12 protein-coding genes are annotated in these 15,007 nt (G+C 62.4%); 6 read left to right on the top strand and 6 right to left on the bottom strand.

All coding sequences use genetic code 11. The annotated features are described in order from the left end of the window. Positions 1 to 37: 37 nt before the first annotated feature. From MRK42_RS10760 to MRK42_RS10735, 6 genes are all read left to right on the top strand, one after another. On the top strand, positions 38 to 3,988 hold the full coding sequence (locus MRK42_RS10760; protein ID WP_338612395.1) for a transporter substrate-binding domain-containing protein: 3,951 nt from the start codon (positions 38 to 40) through the stop codon (positions 3,986 to 3,988). After that, positions 3,972 to 5,216 (top strand): response regulator, encoded by a 1,245-nt coding sequence (locus MRK42_RS10755; RefSeq protein WP_042069323.1) that lies wholly within the window; start codon positions 3,972 to 3,974, stop codon positions 5,214 to 5,216. Before MRK42_RS10760 ends, MRK42_RS10755 begins: the two co-directional genes overlap by 17 nt. 2 nt (positions 5,217 to 5,218) lie before the next feature. Continuing rightward, on the top strand, positions 5,219 to 5,851 hold the full coding sequence (locus tag MRK42_RS10750) for a GNAT family N-acetyltransferase (protein ID WP_268854509.1): 633 nt from the start codon (positions 5,219 to 5,221) through the stop codon (positions 5,849 to 5,851). Between the two features lie 60 nt (positions 5,852 to 5,911). After that, positions 5,912 to 6,685: a Sir2 family NAD+-dependent deacetylase gene (gene cobB, locus MRK42_RS10745; protein WP_061477530.1), complete on the top strand. Its 774-nt coding sequence runs from the start codon at positions 5,912 to 5,914 to the stop codon at positions 6,683 to 6,685. A gap of 124 nt (positions 6,686 to 6,809) precedes the next feature. Next, a complete protein-coding gene (locus MRK42_RS10740; protein ID WP_338612394.1) occupies positions 6,810 to 7,286 on the top strand; it encodes a hypothetical protein in 477 nt (158 codons plus the stop codon). Further along, a complete protein-coding gene (locus MRK42_RS10735) occupies positions 7,286 to 8,941 on the top strand; it encodes a GGDEF domain-containing protein (RefSeq protein WP_338612393.1) in 1,656 nt (551 codons plus the stop codon). Before MRK42_RS10740 ends, MRK42_RS10735 begins: the two co-directional genes overlap by 1 nt. A gap of 49 nt (positions 8,942 to 8,990) precedes the next feature. Here the strand turns inward: MRK42_RS10735 and MRK42_RS10730 are convergent, their stop codons facing one another. The 6 genes from MRK42_RS10730 to rbsD all read right to left on the bottom strand — a co-directional run bounded on the left by MRK42_RS10730 (position 8,991) and on the right by rbsD (position 14,886). Further along, entirely contained in the window at positions 8,991 to 10,001 is a 1,011-nt protein-coding gene (locus tag MRK42_RS10730; RefSeq protein WP_338612392.1) for a substrate-binding domain-containing protein, read from the bottom strand. Continuing rightward, the gene (rbsK, locus tag MRK42_RS10725; RefSeq protein WP_338612391.1) at positions 10,001 to 10,933 is read right to left on the bottom strand and encodes a ribokinase; all 933 of its coding nucleotides are present in this window, start codon (positions 10,931 to 10,933) and stop codon (positions 10,001 to 10,003) included. The genes MRK42_RS10730 and rbsK overlap by 1 nt, the downstream gene beginning before the upstream one ends. Before the next feature lie 113 nt (positions 10,934 to 11,046). Continuing rightward, positions 11,047 to 11,922, bottom strand: coding sequence for a ribose ABC transporter substrate-binding protein RbsB (gene rbsB / locus MRK42_RS10720; RefSeq protein ID WP_338612471.1), 876 nt, complete (start codon positions 11,920 to 11,922; stop codon positions 11,047 to 11,049). A 35-nt stretch (positions 11,923 to 11,957) separates the two neighbouring features. Beyond that, positions 11,958 to 12,926, bottom strand: a complete 969-nt coding sequence (rbsC, locus tag MRK42_RS10715) for a ribose ABC transporter permease (RefSeq protein WP_338612390.1) — start codon at positions 12,924 to 12,926, stop codon at positions 11,958 to 11,960. Then, complete coding sequence (gene rbsA / locus MRK42_RS10710; protein ID WP_042069334.1) at positions 12,923 to 14,446, bottom strand: ribose ABC transporter ATP-binding protein RbsA; 1,524 nt, start codon at positions 14,444 to 14,446, stop codon at positions 12,923 to 12,925. The genes rbsC and rbsA overlap by 4 nt, the downstream gene beginning before the upstream one ends. 20 nt (positions 14,447 to 14,466) lie before the next feature. Beyond that, complete coding sequence (gene rbsD, locus MRK42_RS10705; protein WP_042069335.1) at positions 14,467 to 14,886, bottom strand: D-ribose pyranase; 420 nt, start codon at positions 14,884 to 14,886, stop codon at positions 14,467 to 14,469. Between the last annotated feature and the right edge of the window lie 121 nt (positions 14,887 to 15,007).

The raw sequence follows: 15,007 nt of genomic DNA, 5'->3' as shown, positions 1-15,007 counted from the left end.
CGCCTGGCTTTTTTCTTTCCCTATGATCCGAACCTCCATGTTGTTGCTGACGGCGCTGGTTGCAACGCCGCTGTCAGCCACCATACTGCCGCTGGCGCCATCCACCCAGGCTTATGCCAACTCTCTCAAACAACTGACATTCTGTTACCCGGCGACGCTGCCGCCACCCTATCTGCTGGCACAAGGTGGGTTGCTCAAGGATCAGATCACCCGTCTGGCCAAGCAGCTGCCGGTGCCGCTTCTGTTTCAGGAGCTACCCGACTGGCAAACGGTGCGCGGCGCCTTGCTGGAGGGGCAGTGTGACATGGTTCCCCATATCGGGGCGGCGACGAGCAATCTGCCCAATACCTGGCTCAGTCGCCCCATGATGGAGACGGACTCTGCCGTGCTCTACCGTGGGTCGCTCCAGCAAGCCACTTTTCTGGCTTATGCAGGCTCCGATGCCGTATCGGTATTGCATGACATCTTTCCGGCGGCGGCGATCAGAACCCTGGCACCGGGGGAGTCCTTGTATGAGGCGATGAAGAGTGGTCAGGGCAATGCCTACTTTGGCGATTACCTGCAACTGCGTTATCTGATGAAGGAGTTTCCGGTGGAGGGGTTGCGACTGCGCCGTCTGCTCGGGGATGACAGGGTAATAAGCTACCGTCTGATGATGCGAGAGGAGCCCGAGCTTGTTCGCCTCATCGACACCGCCATTCGCTACATGCCTGCCGGCAGTCTCTATACGGATCTTGATCACTACCTCGATCAGAGCGCGCTCTCCTTCAACCAACCCCGTTTCAGCGATGTCGAACAGGCCTGGCTGGCCGGCAGCCGCCGTACCGTGCGGTTGGTGCTCAACCCGGAGCTGATGCCCTACAGCGGCTTGGATGAACAGGGCAACCCGAAAGGGTGGAGCGCCGACGTGCTGCGCTGGATCACCCAGGAGACGGGCCTGAAGTACCAGGTGGTGCCTGCGCTTAGCAAGGCTGATGCCATCGAGAAATTGCGCAGCGGCGAGGCAGACATGATGACGGGTTTGCCGGAGTCTCCGATCCTGGCAGATGAGTTCACTTTCAGTCGGATGATCTCCATCAACCGCTTTGCGCTGATCAGCAAGGGGACCCTGGCAGCTACTCATATTTCGGCTCTCAAGCGGCAGCGGATCCTGGTGCCCGAATCGCTCTATGATCCCTCTTTGCTGACGCTGCTGGGGGAGCAGGAGTGGATCCGCATCGGCACTTTGGAGCAGGGGCTTGATGCGCTGCGACAGGGAGAGGCGGATGCCATGCTGAGCGAGCTCTATCAGTTGCAATATCCGCAACGAACCCAGTTACTGGAAGGGTTCGAGATCAAGGAGATGGAGGACAGGTTTGGCATCGGGTTTGCCATTCGCCAAGACGAGGTCGAGCTGGCCAGCGTGCTGGATCGCAGCCTGATGACCCTGACCCGCAACCGGATAAATGAGCTCAATCAACGCTGGCGCCGCTTGGTTGTCGTGCAGCAACCCGGGGTGAGCTATCTCGCCTGGTTCGGCTCCGTCGGTTTGGCACTGTTGATCAGCGCCATCGTCATCGGCGTGATCTGGCGATCCCGCCAGCAACTGGCGCGGGAAGTGGCTCAGCGCCAGGTAGCCGAGCGGGCCCTGGCCATCGAAAGCGAATTGCGTGACACCCTGTTCCAGACGCTGCCGCTGCCGGTGTTTATGCGTGACAGCCAGGGCAGGGTTATCAAGTCGAACAAGCTTGGGCGGCGCCTGGCCACTCGATATGGCGATCAGCTGGCGTTGCCTCCGGTACAAGCCCACAAGGAGGAGGGGGAGTTGATACTGGGAGATCAGGTGTTCGCCTTTGTGCAGCATCCACTGCCGCGGGACAAGCAGACTCCGGTGACCGATCTTATCGCCCTCTCTGATATCAGCGCGTTGCAGGAGCGGGCGCGTATCCTGCGCCAGGCGGAGCGGCGGCTGCGGGCCCTGACCAATACGGTGCCCGGCGTGGTACTGCAGTTTTTGTTCGAAGATGGCAGGGTCCAGGGCATAGAGTTCATCAGTCGGGGCTGCTACGGGTTGCTTGGGCTAGCCAGCCAGCAGATCCGGCGCGATCCCGGCCAGGTCTTTGCCCTGCTGGCCCGTCACGAGCTGCGCCAGTTGCGCGATACCATGCAGGAACGACTGCAAGCGGGCAAACCCTTCGTTTATACCCTGCGCTATCGTCATCCGCAGCATCAGGAGCGCTGGTTGCAGCTCGATGGCCGTGGCCGTCGCCAGGGACAGGGGTGGCGCGTCTATGCGGTGATGCAGGATGTGACCGCGCGCATCGAGCAGGAGCGGGCATTGCAACGTTCCCACGAGCAGGCGCAGCAGGCTGTGCTGGCCAAGGGGCGCTTCCTGGCCGCAGTCAGCCATGAGATCCGCACCCCCATGAACGCCATCCTCGGCCTGCTGGAGTGGCTTGCCAGCACGCCGCTCACTCAGGAACAGAGTTCGGCGCTGGGGCGAGTGCGACAGGCGGGGGACGAGCTGTTGGGGCTGCTCAACGACGTGCTCGATTTCAGCCGCAACGAGAGCAGCAAACTCTCTCTCTCACCCCAGCCGACCGACTTCATCGAGTTGTGTGAACAGGTGGCTGCGGTGCACTGGAACAAGGCGCGCGACAAGCGCCTGCAACTGCGCCTGGTGCTGGATCCGGCTCTGCCCGCCTTGCAAACCCTGGACCCTCACCGGATCCGCCAAATCCTGCATAACCTGCTCTCAAATGCCATCAAATTTAGCCAGCGGGGGGAGGTGGTGCTCTGGGCCACCCGGGCGGGTAACATGCTCCGCTTCGGGGTGGATGACGAGGGCCCCGGCATTACCGCCGAGATGCGTCCTACCCTATTCATGCCCTTCGAGCAATTTGTCGTGGCAGGTCAGCTGCGGGCGCCCGGCACCGGGCTCGGGCTTGCCATCTGCAAGCAGCTGGTCGAGCAGATGGGGGGCCTGATCGATGTGGTGGCCAGAGAGGGAGGCGGCAGCCGCTTCTTCTGCGAGTTGCCCCTCGATGTGATCCGGCAGACTCCCCACTGGCAGCCCGAGGTACGGCAGCTGGCGCTGGTGATGCCGTCGGATGAAGCTGAGCCTCTCATCCCCTGGCTGGCGCGACTTGGCGTCAACGTGGCCCCGGATGCCGCCGATGTGCTGGAGGCCAGAGAGGACGAGCGCGGTTTGTGGCATTGGCAGTGGGCTGGGGAGTCCTGGGTGCCAGGCACCCTGATCAGCCTGTTGCAGCCGCAATGGGTACCCGATGAACCGGTGGCCGACCTCCAGCCTGGGTTGAATATCAGGGTGCTGCTGGTTGAAGATCATGACGTCAACCGGGAGCTGATCACCCTTCAGCTAAGACAACTGGGTGCCTGGGTGGTGGGAGCGGCCAACGGTCAGCTGGCGCTGCAGATCCTCGCAGAGCAGGAGGTCGATCTGGTGCTGACCGATCTGCAGATGCCGGTGATGAACGGGGCCGAACTGTGCCGGGCGTTGCGTCATTCCCCCCAATGGCGCCATCTGCCTGCCTATATCATCACCGCCGATCTGAGCGAGCAGGCAGCCCTTGAGTTGCAGTCCTGCGGTTGTGATGGACATCTCGACAAACCCGTGGCTCTGCGGGAGCTGGCAACCCTGTTGCAGCAGCTGGGAGGCGGGCAGCAGTCAGAGAAGACAAACGCGCAGTGGGAGATGGTCCCCTCTCCCATGCTGACCGATGAGCTGATAGCGCTTTATCTGGAGACAACCCGGGGGGATCTCGCCGAATTGGCGCTGCACCTGGCCAACAAGGACACGTCCGGGGTGGAAGCCACTTTACACAAGGTCAAGGGGGCCGCCAGAATGGTGGGAGCTACCCCCATAGTCGCGGTGATTGAAGAGTGGCAGCGTGCTCGCCACTCTTTCCTCCAGGCCAGGTTGTCCCGGGCACTGGACGAGGTCAGTCACCATTTCACCAAGAGAGCTCAAGATGATCATCACAGATGAAGAATTACTGGCGTTGCTCAACTCGGAAGAGCCCGGCTTGGCCAGCTTTAGACCCATCACCTTGTATACCCTGGATCGTGCCTCCTATGAGCACGTGAAAGGATGCGCACTGCCCGACTATGTCGCACTGCACCGTACCCAGCCCGACGCCTGCTGGCAGTGGGAGGGGCTCTTCACGGCCGGTGCCATCGCCATCTATGATCCCGCCTCTCACCGGCAAACCGGCGATCTTGCCCAGCTGCAAGGCCATGTGGGGATCTATGCCATTGACGAAGAGTGGCAGGCCGGGCTTGCCGACAGTTATCGCCGTTGGGGTGACTGGCTGGCGGCGCAGCGGATCCTGCTGCTCGAAGATCACCCGTTTCAGGGCAAGCAGTTGCAACAGACCATTGCCGAGCTGGGGATCCCCTGCCAGTGGGTGCAGGAGGAGCAGGCCTGTCTGACGGCCCTTGCCGACGGGGAGATCCGCATGTTGATCTGCGATCTCAGCCTGGTGGAGCAGGATGCCATCAGCGTCCTGATGGGGCAGCCCCAGCTGCGTGAGGCTGGGTTGCCGATTGTGCTGCTGTCCGCCCATGAGCAGACCCTGCTCAACGGGGCGCGCCGCTTGTTGCACGATGCCGGCTTCAACGTCATGGCCGCTCTTGCCAAGCCCCTCGATACCGATGAACTGCTCAGATTGTTGCGCGCGCTCTATCTTGGTCCGTTGCGCCAGCGCCGCTTGAGCGGCCATCGCCGCACCATTCGTACCTGGCGGGGGGAGGTGCTGGGGCAACTCAGCCCGCGTTCCCATCCTTCCACCACCGCGCCGGTCTGGTTGACGGTGAGCGGCCTGCCGACCCGATGGGAGAGCCTGAGGGAGTGGCTGGGCGAACAGGCTCGCCAGCCTGCGGAGTTGACGCTGCTGATCCATCGCCGGGATCACCTGCTCACCAACGCCGAACGCTTCGCACTGGTGCTGCAGGCCAGTCTGGCTGGCTGCAAGCTGGCCCTGGTGCTCGACAACAGCCAGCACCTTCCCTTTGATCTGCTGGAACGCCTACCCCTTGAGGCCTTGCTGGTTGGGCAGGGGATGCTGCCCGAGCTGGAGTCCTTGAGTCCGGACTCCCTGCAGGGGCGTTTCATGGCGCGGGTGCGCGAGCTCGGGATCGCCATCTATCTCGACGACCCCTACAACCTGCTCGATATCGAGCCGTGGCGTGATCGCGGCATGGCCGGGCGCTGGTAGCCATGGCTCGTTATCTTTGCTGGCCGATGCACAGGGAACGTCTGGAGAAGGGGTTGGCGGGATGGCACACTCCGCACTCCCGTGCCGAGCTGCCCGTCGCGATGACGATTGCAGAGGAGCCTTGCCAGCTGCGTGAGCTGCGGGGCGTAGAGCCTGCCAGCATGCTGGCGGCCTACGATGCCCTTAGCGAAGAGAGCGTCTATCTGCGTTTCATGCGCCCCAAGCTGGCACCGCCACCCGATCAGGTCGCGGCGTTTCTTCATTACGATCCGGCCCGCCAGATCTCGCTGCTGCTCACAGCGCAGGATGGCCGTCCGCTGGCCCAGGCCCAATCCATCCGTCGTCACCGCCATCCGGAGCGGGCCGAGTTTTCCTGCATCGTAGCGGATCATTTCCAACACAGGGGGGCGGGCAGGCGCATCTTGCTGGCATTGGCCCTGCTTGCCAGGTCGGAAGGGATCCGGGAGTGGGTGGCCGAGGTGCTGGCCCAGAACCGCCCCATGCTGGCCCTGCTCAAGCGATTGGGGTTGCCCCTGACCCTGGTTACGGGGCGCGAGCTGGTGTTCGTCAGGCTGGATCTTAGCGTGCTGGATGAGTGGCTCCCCGTTCACGCCCTTAATACCAAGGGCGAATAGAGCCCCATTTTCCCCTGTGCTAAGGTCACAGCTATGAGCAGGGATGAAAAGGAAGATGTCATGGGACAGACGTTCAAACATATAGTGATCCTGACCGGTGCCGGGATCTCTGCCGAATCCGGGATCAAGACCTTCCGTGCCTGCGACGGTCTGTGGGAGGAGCACAGGGTGGAAGACGTGGCGACGCCGGAAGGCTATGCCCGGGATCCGGAACTGGTGCAGCACTTCTACAACTCCCGCCGCAAGCAACTGCAGCAACCCCAGGTTCATCCCAATCCTGCCCACTATGCCCTGGCTCGACTCGAGCGCCTCTTCCCGGGGTCGGTGACCCTGGTGACCCAGAATATCGACAACCTGCACGAGAGCGCGGGCAGCAAGAACCTTATCCATATGCATGGCGAGCTGCTCAAGGCGCGTTGCCCCGAATCGGGGCAGGTGATCGAGTGGCGCGGCGATCTGTCTCAGCACGAACTCTGCTCCTGCTGCCAGTTTCCCCAGCCGCTGCGCCCGCACGTAGTCTGGTTTGGCGAGATGCCGCTGGGGCTGGATCGCATCTACAGCGCCCTGGCCCAGTGTGATCTCTTCATCTCCATCGGCACGTCCGGCGCCGTCTATCCTGCCGCCGGTTTCGTGCATGAGGCAGGTTTGAACGGCGCCCATACCATAGAGCTCAACCTGGAGCCGAGCGAGGTGGGCAGTCAGTTTGACGAGAAGCGTTATGGCCCGGCATCCCTGCTGGTACCCGCCTATGTGGACGAGTTGCTCGAGGCGTGTGGCATCCATCAGCCCAGGATAGTGGATGGACACAACTGGATGGAGATGCGTGGCTCCTGACGCTTCGGAACTACTTGTAGGGGAAGGGAAAAATCCATCTTGATTACAATGTCTACAGTTGCAATGGCTCATTGAAGTCGCCACACTGACAGCCAAATGATGGGATCTAGTTGGCGCAATAATCATGAATAGAATGAAGCAATGGAGTGCTTTTATCCTCCTGGTGCTGGCCAGTGCCTGTGCATCGGCCGCTTCCCCCCTGATAACGCTGGTGTTGCCGGATGGCCAGCAGCGTCAGCTCAATGAAACCGACCTGGCGATGCTGCCGCAGACCGAATTTCAGACCGTGACCCCCTGGACCCGAGGCACTCATCGCTATCGCGGTCCGACCCTGACGACCGTGTTGGCGGCGCAAGGAGTGCCACAGGCCCGCAAGATCGCCGTATCGGCTCTCAATGGTTATCAGCAGGAGGTGGATCTCGCCCTGTTTGACGGGGTGCCCCTGACCCTGGTCCGCCATGAGGATGACAAACCGCTGACCCGGCGCAACAAGGGGCCGCTCTGGCTGCTGATCCCCTTTTCCGACTATCCCAAGCTGGACGTGCCGGCCATCCACAACAACATGGTGTGGCAGGTGAACCGCATCGAGGTGATCCGCTGATGGGGCGTCGACGCCACAATGGATTGCTGATCGCCATTATTCTGCTGTTTCTGATCTCCTCCGGCTGCGGCCTCTATCTGCAGCACAAACAGGATCAGCTGCTCGATACCTACTACCGCAATGTCCACTGGAACATCAGCCAGGTGATGCTGGAGTCCCAGCGCTTTCTCTTCGATCTGCGCCTCTATCGGGCAGGCCGGCTGGAGATGGAGACCCTGAGCCTTCATTACGATCTGCTGTGGAACCGGCTCGATATCTTCCTTATCGGCAGCGAGACCGCCGAGGTTCGGGAGCGCTATGGATTGGGCAGGCATGTCGCCCGGCTGTTCGAGCAGCTCAAGCAGCTCGAGCCCCTGATGGATGGTGGGACAGTGCCTTGGCGGGAGTTTGACATCTTGCTGGCTCAGATGGGCGAGCAGACCCGCCAGATTGAACAGATAGGCGAACACATTCTCTCCGGCCAGGAGCGGGAGACGTCGGTCAACCAGATCCGCGATACCCTGTTCTGGCTGCAGATCTGGCAGCTCGTCCTGCTGGCGACCGGTGGCGTGCTGGTCTATGCCCTGATCCGGGCCAATTTGCAGAACCGGCGTCTCTCCTTGAGCGATCCCCTGACCCGGCTCGGCAATCGTCGGGCACTGCAGGAGGAGCTGGCGCGCGCCTTGCAAACCCCCGGCGTACTGGCGCTGGTGGTACTCGATCTCAAGCGCTTCAAGCAGGTCAACGATCTGCTCGGTTATCAGGTGGGCGACCGGCTGTTGCAAACGGTGGCCAGCAAGCTGCAGCAGGCCCATCAGGGGAATGCCTACCGGCTGGGCGGTGACGAGTTTGCGGTGATCTTGACCGCCGGCAAGCAGCCGCTGGCGGTGCAGATCCGCGATCTGATGGCGCTGCTTCACTTCGAATTCGTGACCCGGGAGAGCCGTTTCGATCTCGCCTGCAGGCTGGGAGGGTCTGAGGTGTTGCCACCACAAGATCCCGTGCGCCTGCTCGATCAGGCCATCCTCGCCCTCAATCAGGCCAAGCGGGATGGCAGCAGCGAGCCAGTCTGGTACCAGCCCGGCATGCAGCAACAGCTGATGCTGAACCAGCAGCAGACCCAGCGATTGCGCGACTGGCTGGCCGACGAGGCGCCTTGCCCCTTGCTGATCGACAGGCTGGCGCTGTGCAGTGAGCAGGGGGAGCGTTTGTGGCAGTGGTCCCTTCGCTGGCAGGAGAGTCTGGCTCCCTGTGAGGTGAGCTGGTTGCAGGAGGGGGGACTGCTTGGGCCCGTCATGGCCCGGTTGCTGCAAGAGGATGACACGGCGGCGAGTGAGCGCGAGTCACGGCTGGTGGCGCTGGATAATCAGGTGCAGTTGGCCCATGTGCTGGCTTATCTGCCGGATGTGCTCCCAAACCCCCTCGTGCTGCGAGTGCCCACCCTGCAACAGGAGGCGGCGCTGCTGGCGCGGGTGCAAGCTTGCGGCTGCGTGCTGGCCCTCGCAGAACTGGGCTCCTGCACGCCCGTCATGCTGGCGGCTGGCTGGTCGGTACGCTACTGGTTGCCTGAGCCTGCAACCCACGGCGATTTGTTGCAGCCGCTGGCCAATCGACTGGGATTGCTGTGGCTGCGTCCGGTCGAGACGCCCGAGGCGAACAACCCGGCAAATCCATGACAAAGGGCGACCCCGGGGTCGCCCTTGTTGTCTCTGAGAACGTGTCGGTTCAGGCCTTGGGGGGAGGGGCGCAGGAGGTTCTGATCACCAGATCCGGCTCGACCGTGATCATCCTGTTTTCCACCTTTTCTCCATTGATCCGCGCCAGCAGGCGAGTGACGGCGAGGCGTCCCAGCTCCTCCTTGGGTTGGTTGATGGTGGTGAGGGGCGGTGACATAAATTCTGCCAGCGCCACGTTGTCATAACCGACGATAGAGAGATCACTGGGAATGTGCAGTCCAGCCTGATGGGCGGCACTGATGGCTCCCATCGCCATCATGTCGTTGCAGACAAACAGGGCAGTGGGGCGCGAAGGTTGCGCCAGCAGACGTCTCATGGCCTGATGGCCGCTGGCACAGTCAAAGTCACCCTCCTGGATCCAGGCCGGGTTCACGGTGAGCCCCGCTTCCTGCATCGCCTGCTCGAACCCCGCCTGACGCTGGTTGGCGGGGGCGCGGTTGTGGGGGCCCGTGATGCAGCCGATGGCAGTGTGGCCAAGTTCGATCAGGTGGCGGGTTGCCAGGTAACCGCCGCGATGGGAGTTGTCGGCGATAAGATCCACCTCCCGGCTATCCATGCCCCAGTCCATCACTACCACCGGCAGGCTCTTGAGCCAGTCGAGCTGGTTGAACACCTCCTGCTGCCCCTCGCTGCACATGATAAGCAGGCCATCCACCCGTTTGCGCAGCATCATCTTGAGGTAGGAGAGGGCAGTTTCGGCCTGTCCTTCGGTGTTGCCCAGCATCAGGTTGTAACCCTGTTCGAAGCAGTAGCGTTCCACCCCGCGCACCACTTCGGCGAAGAAGGGGTTGCTGGAGGTGGTCACCAGCATGCCGATACTGTTGGTCTCTTTCACCTTGAGGCTGCGGGCCACCAGGCTCGGGGCATAGTTGAGCTCGCGCATGGCGGCAAAGACCCGCTCCCGGGTCTCCTCGGCCACGAAGCGGGTCTCGTTGATGACGTGGGAGACCGTGGTGGTCGACACCCCCGCCAGCGCCGCCACCTCCTTGATATTGGCCATCAGTGCCCCTGCGCTGCTTGGGCCTGCAGGAAGGTGTCGACCTCCTGCTTGCCGGGGATGGAGCTCTGGGCACCAAATTTGGTGACGGAAAGCGCCGCCGCGCCGTGAGCAAAGCGTACCGCGCCGTTGAAATCGGCCCCGGCGAGCTGGGCGGCCAGCAGGGCGCCGTTGAAGGTATCTCCGGCCGCCGTGGTGTCCACCGCCTCGACCCGAAAGCCCGGAATGAGCTGTTGCTGCTGGCCGTTGCTGCAATAGACCCCTTGCGAGCCTAAGGTGATCATCACCTCCGCAATACCCATCTGGTGGAAGCGATTGGCCGCCTCGCGGGCGCTCGCTTCATCGCTCACCTTGACCCCGGTCAGCAGCTCGGCTTCGGTCTGGTTGGGGGTGATGAGATCCACCAGTGCCAGCAGCTCGGCCGCGAGGGGCCGGGCGGGCGCCGGGTTGAGCACCACCCGGGTACCGTGAGCGCGGGCCAGGCGGGCGGCTTCAAATACGCTCTCGAGCGGCACTTCCAGTTGCAACAGCAGGGTGTGGGCATCGGCGATCATGGTTTCATTGCGTTTTACCACAGCCGGGGAGAGGGCACCGTTGGCCTCGGCGGAGATGCCGATGCTGTTCTCCCCCTCATCGCTCACATAGATGATGGCGATGCCGGTGGGGAGCTTGTCGTCGAGCTCCACCGCACTGACGTCAATTCCGTCCTGCGCAAAGCCCTCACGCATCTGGCGTCCGATGGCGTCATCGCCGATGCGGGCGATAAAGGAGACTTCTGCACCTAACCGGGCGGCGGCCACCGCCTGGTTGGCCCCCTTGCCGCCCGGCACCACCTGGTAGCTGTGGCCGGTCAGGGTTTCACCGGGGCGGGGAAAGTGGGGAACGCGCAGTACATGGTCTGCATTGACACTGCCCAGAACGACGAGACGATTCATGTTGACTACTCCTGATGCATCTTGGCCTGGGGATCAGGTGGGGATGAGCCCAGGCCGAGAGACACCGAGGGAAGGGGGAGGCGATCCTCCCCCCATCCGTTTACTTGACGCGCTTACTTGGTGACCACCTGCAGCGGTACCGGAATGGATTTCTCCACCGGCTGGCCCTTGAGCACCTTGTCGGCGGTCTCCACGCCGATGGCACCGATGAGCGCCGGTTGCTGGGCCACGGTAGCGGCCAGTTTACCCTTGGCCACGGCAGCCTTGCCATCGTCGGTGCCGTCGAAGCCGACGATCATCACCTCTTTGCCGGCGGCCTGCACGGCGCGGATGGCACCCAGCGCCATCTCGTCATTCTGGGCAAACACCGCCTGTACACCCGGGTGGGCGGCCAGCAGGTTTTCCATGACGTTCAGACCCTTGGTGCGATCAAAATCGGCGGGTTGGGAGGCGAGTACCTCCAGCTTGTTGGCGGCCACGGCCAGGGCGAAGCCTTCGCCACGGTCACGGGCGGCGGAGGTACCGGCGATCCCTTCCAGCTGAATGACCTTGGCACCCGGGCCCAGTTTCTCGGTGATGAAGTCGCCGGCCAGCTTGCCACCGGCCACGTTGTCGGAGGCGATGTGGGCCTTGACCTCACCCTGCGCGGCGCCGCGGTCCAGGGTCAGCACCGGGATGTTGGCCCGGTTGGCCAAACGGATGGCGTTGCCCACGGCCTCGGAATCGGTCGGGTTGATCAGGATGGCATTGACCTTGCGCACGGTGAGATCTTCCATGTTGGAGAGCTCCTTGGCCGGGTCATTCTGGGAATCCAGCACCACCAGCTCGTAGCCAAGATCCTTGGCTTTGGCCTCGGCACCCTCCTTCATGGTGACGAAGAAGGGGTTGTTAAGGGTGGAGACCACCATGGCCAGGGTGTTGTCGGCGGCGTGGGCGGTGCCCAGCACGGACATGATGGCGGCAGCGAGCAGGGTATTGAGCTTTTTCATCATTTCATTCCTTGTGTGTGGCGTGGCTAGTGTTATCAACGGTTGCTTTTGTTATCGATCATCACGGCAAGCAAGATCACGCTGGCCTTGGCGATCATCTGGTAATAGGAGCTGACATCGAGCAGGTTGAGGGCGTTGTTGAGGAAACCGATGATGAGGGCACCGATCAGCGTTCCCATGATGCGCCCCTTGCCTCCCATCAGGCTGGTGCCGCCCAGCACCACGGCGGCGATGGCATCCAGCTCGTAACCCATGCCGGCGGTCGGTTGGGCAGAGGAGAGACGGGAGGTGACGATAAGGCCGGCCAGGGCTGCCAGGGCACCGCACAGACCATATACCGCGAGCTTCACCCGGTCCACATTGATGCCGGAGAGGCGGGTGGCGGACTCGTTGCCGCCGAGAGCATAGATGTAGCGACCCAGGCGTGTGTGGTTGAGCATGAACCAGGCCAGCAGAAAGACGAAGGCCATCAACCAGATGGGGACCGGCAGGCCGAACAGGTAGCCGGTACCGAGCCAGGCGAAGTGATCGGCGCCGTCGCTAAAGCCGGTGGAGATGGGGCGACCCTCGGTGTAGACCATGGTCACGCCGCGCAGGGCGGTCATGGTGACCAGGGTGGCGATGAAGGCCTGCACCTTGCCCTTGGCGATGATGAGACCGCTGATCCCGCCGAGCAGGGTGCCGGCGATCAGGGTGAAGGGGATCACCATCCAGATTGGCAGATCCATGGCCACCATGCTGGCCGCCAGGGCGCCGCACAGGGCCAGCACCGAGCCGACCGACAGATCAATACCCCCGGTCAGGATGACCAGAGTCATGCCGACCGCGATGATGGCGTTGACCGAGGTCTGGCGCAGTATGTTGAGCAAGTTGTCGGCGGTGAAGAAGTTGGGGCTCAGGAAGGAGACCACGCCGATCAGCACCAGCAGTGCGACCAGGGATTTGTTCTCGATCCACCATGCCTTGCTCATGACGCCGCGGCGGGGAAGGGTTTGGGTTGTCATTGTGCTGCCTCTTGCTCTGCTTGCCACTGTTTACCGACTGCCGCCGCCATCAATTTCTCCTGATTGGCGCCCTCGGTGTTGAACTCTGCGCTGATGCGCCCTTCGTGCATCACCATGATGCGATCGCTCATGCCGAGCACTTCCGGCATCTCGGAAGAGACCAGAATGATGCTCATCCCCTCCTTCTTGAACTGGTTGATAAGCTGATAAATCTCCTTCTTGGCCCCCACATCGACGCCGCGGGTCGGCTCGTCCAGGATCAGCACCTTGGGCCGGGTCAGCAGCCCCTTGGCAATGGCCACCTTCTGCTGGTTGCCGCCGGAGAGCAGCTTGATGAGCTGTTCACTGCTGGGGGTCTTGATGTTGAACAGGCGCACATAGTCGCTCACCGCCTGACGCTCGGCCTGGCCGTCGATGCGGCCACCCTTGTTGAACTCGTCGAGGGCGCACAGGCTCATGTTCTCGCGTACCGACAGTTCCAGCACCAGACCGTCACCTTTGCGATCCTCGGAGATGTAGGCGATGCCGGCCTTGAGGCCATCGGCAGGGCTCTTGGGGCGCAGCGGGTTGCCATCGATGCGGATCTCGCCATTGTGGATGGGGCTGGCGCCATAGATGAGCTTCATCAGCTCGGTGCGGCCGGAACCCATCAGGCCGCTAAAGCCCAGGATCTCCCCCTGGCGCAGGGAGAAACTCACCCCGCGCACCCCGGGGCCGGCAAGATCCTTCACTTGCAGGCTGACCGGGCCGAGCTCGCGCACCAGACGCGGGTACTGCTCCTCCAGTCGGCGGCCCACCATCATCTCGATGATCTTGTCTTCATCGAGCTCGCTTACCGCCTTCTCGCCGATCCATTTGCCATCGCGCAGCACTGTGACCCGGTCGCAAATTTCGAAGATCTCCTTCAAGCGGTGGGAGATGTAGACGATGCCGCAGCCCTGCTCACGCAGCTCGCGGATGACCTTGAACAACTGCTCGGTTTCGGTGTCGGTCAGGGCATCGGTGGGCTCGTCCATGATGATGACGCTGGCATCAAACGACAGCGCCTTGGCGATCTCCACCATCTGCTGTTCACCGATGGAGAGATCCCCGAGTCGGGTATCCGGGCCGTGCTTGACTCCGAGACGAGCAAGCAGGCTGGCGGCACGTTCGCGCAGCTGCTTGTGGTCGATATTGCCAAAGCGGGTGCGCGGTTCGCGGCCAAGGAAGATGTTGGCGGCAATGGAGAGTTCCGGCAGCAGGTTCAGCTCCTGGTGGATGATGCTGATCCCCTGATCCTGGGAGTCGCGAGGCCCTTTGAAGTGAACCGGCTGACCGCGATAGCTGATGGTGCCGCTGTCGGCCTGATAGATGCCGGTCAGCACCTTCATCAGGGTGGACTTGCCGGCGCCGTTTTCGCCGAGCAGAGCCATTACCTGACCCGGGTAGACCTTGAGGCCTGCCTCATCGAGCGCCCGCACTCCGGGGAAGGTCTTGACGATCCCGGTGAGCGACAGAATGGGCGAGGGGGTTGTACTCATGGCTTATTCCTTGAAAGGGCTTAAAACGCCACACCGGCGCAGAGGATCAGGTTGGCGTAGGGGGTCACCTCGCCACTGCGCACGATGGCCTTGCTCTGGCGAGTGCGGGCCTTGAACGCTTCGTGCAGGCAGTATTCGATGGTGATGGGTTTGCCCTGGCTGATGGCGTGGGCCTCGATCTGCTCAAGCAGTGCCTGGTGAGCCTCTGGACTGATCTGCTTGATCTCGCTCGCCATGATCACCTTCTCCACCACCAGATCGGTGAGCAGGGCGCCCAGCACTGTCTCGAGGCTGGGGGTGCCCGCCATCAGCGCCAGATCGATGCGCTCGGGGCCCGTCGGAATGGGCAGGCCCGCATCGCATACGGTGATCTCGTCGGTGTGCCCCATCTGTGCCACCAGGGCACTCAGGGGGGCATTGAGCAGTACGCCTCGTTTCATACAGCACCTCGTCAGGTCTTGGCCTGTCCATCTGTTTTTGTCTAAAGCAACCGGTTACGCAACCGGTTGCGTGATGGCGCAAAGATAGGCCTTTCGAGTGCCAAGAGCCATCCCGATGGGG

The organism is Aeromonas sp. 19NY04SH05-1, assembly GCF_040581895.1.
Classification (GTDB): Bacteria; Pseudomonadota; Gammaproteobacteria; order Enterobacterales; family Aeromonadaceae; genus Aeromonas; species Aeromonas enteropelogenes.
Note: the sequence above shows the minus strand (reverse complement) of the source record. Positions and strands in the feature narration are given on the sequence as shown.

Bases quoted from the DNA above. Each gene is read 5' to 3' on its own strand.
- MRK42_RS10760 (WP_338612395.1), top strand. From the start codon at position 38: ATGTTGTTGCTGACGGCGCTGGTTGCAACGCCGCTGTCAGCCACCATA.
- MRK42_RS10730 (WP_338612392.1), bottom strand. From the start codon at position 10,001: ATGGCCAATATCAAGGAGGTGGCGGCGCTGGCGGGGGTGTCGACCACC.
- MRK42_RS10750 (WP_268854509.1), top strand. From the start codon at position 5,219: ATGGCTCGTTATCTTTGCTGGCCGATGCACAGGGAACGTCTGGAGAAG.
- MRK42_RS10735 (WP_338612393.1), top strand. From the start codon at position 7,286: ATGGGGCGTCGACGCCACAATGGATTGCTGATCGCCATTATTCTGCTG.
- cobB (WP_061477530.1), top strand. From the start codon at position 5,912: ATGGGACAGACGTTCAAACATATAGTGATCCTGACCGGTGCCGGGATC.
- MRK42_RS10740 (WP_338612394.1), top strand. From the start codon at position 6,810: ATGAATAGAATGAAGCAATGGAGTGCTTTTATCCTCCTGGTGCTGGCC.
- rbsD (WP_042069335.1), bottom strand. From the start codon at position 14,886: ATGAAACGAGGCGTACTGCTCAATGCCCCCCTGAGTGCCCTGGTGGCA.
- MRK42_RS10755 (WP_042069323.1), top strand. From the start codon at position 3,972: ATGATCATCACAGATGAAGAATTACTGGCGTTGCTCAACTCGGAAGAG.
- rbsC (WP_338612390.1), bottom strand. From the start codon at position 12,926: ATGACAACCCAAACCCTTCCCCGCCGCGGCGTCATGAGCAAGGCATGG.
- rbsK (WP_338612391.1), bottom strand. From the start codon at position 10,933: ATGAATCGTCTCGTCGTTCTGGGCAGTGTCAATGCAGACCATGTACTG.
- rbsA (WP_042069334.1), bottom strand. From the start codon at position 14,446: ATGAGTACAACCCCCTCGCCCATTCTGTCGCTCACCGGGATCGTCAAG.
- rbsB (WP_338612471.1), bottom strand. From the start codon at position 11,922: ATGAAAAAGCTCAATACCCTGCTCGCTGCCGCCATCATGTCCGTGCTG.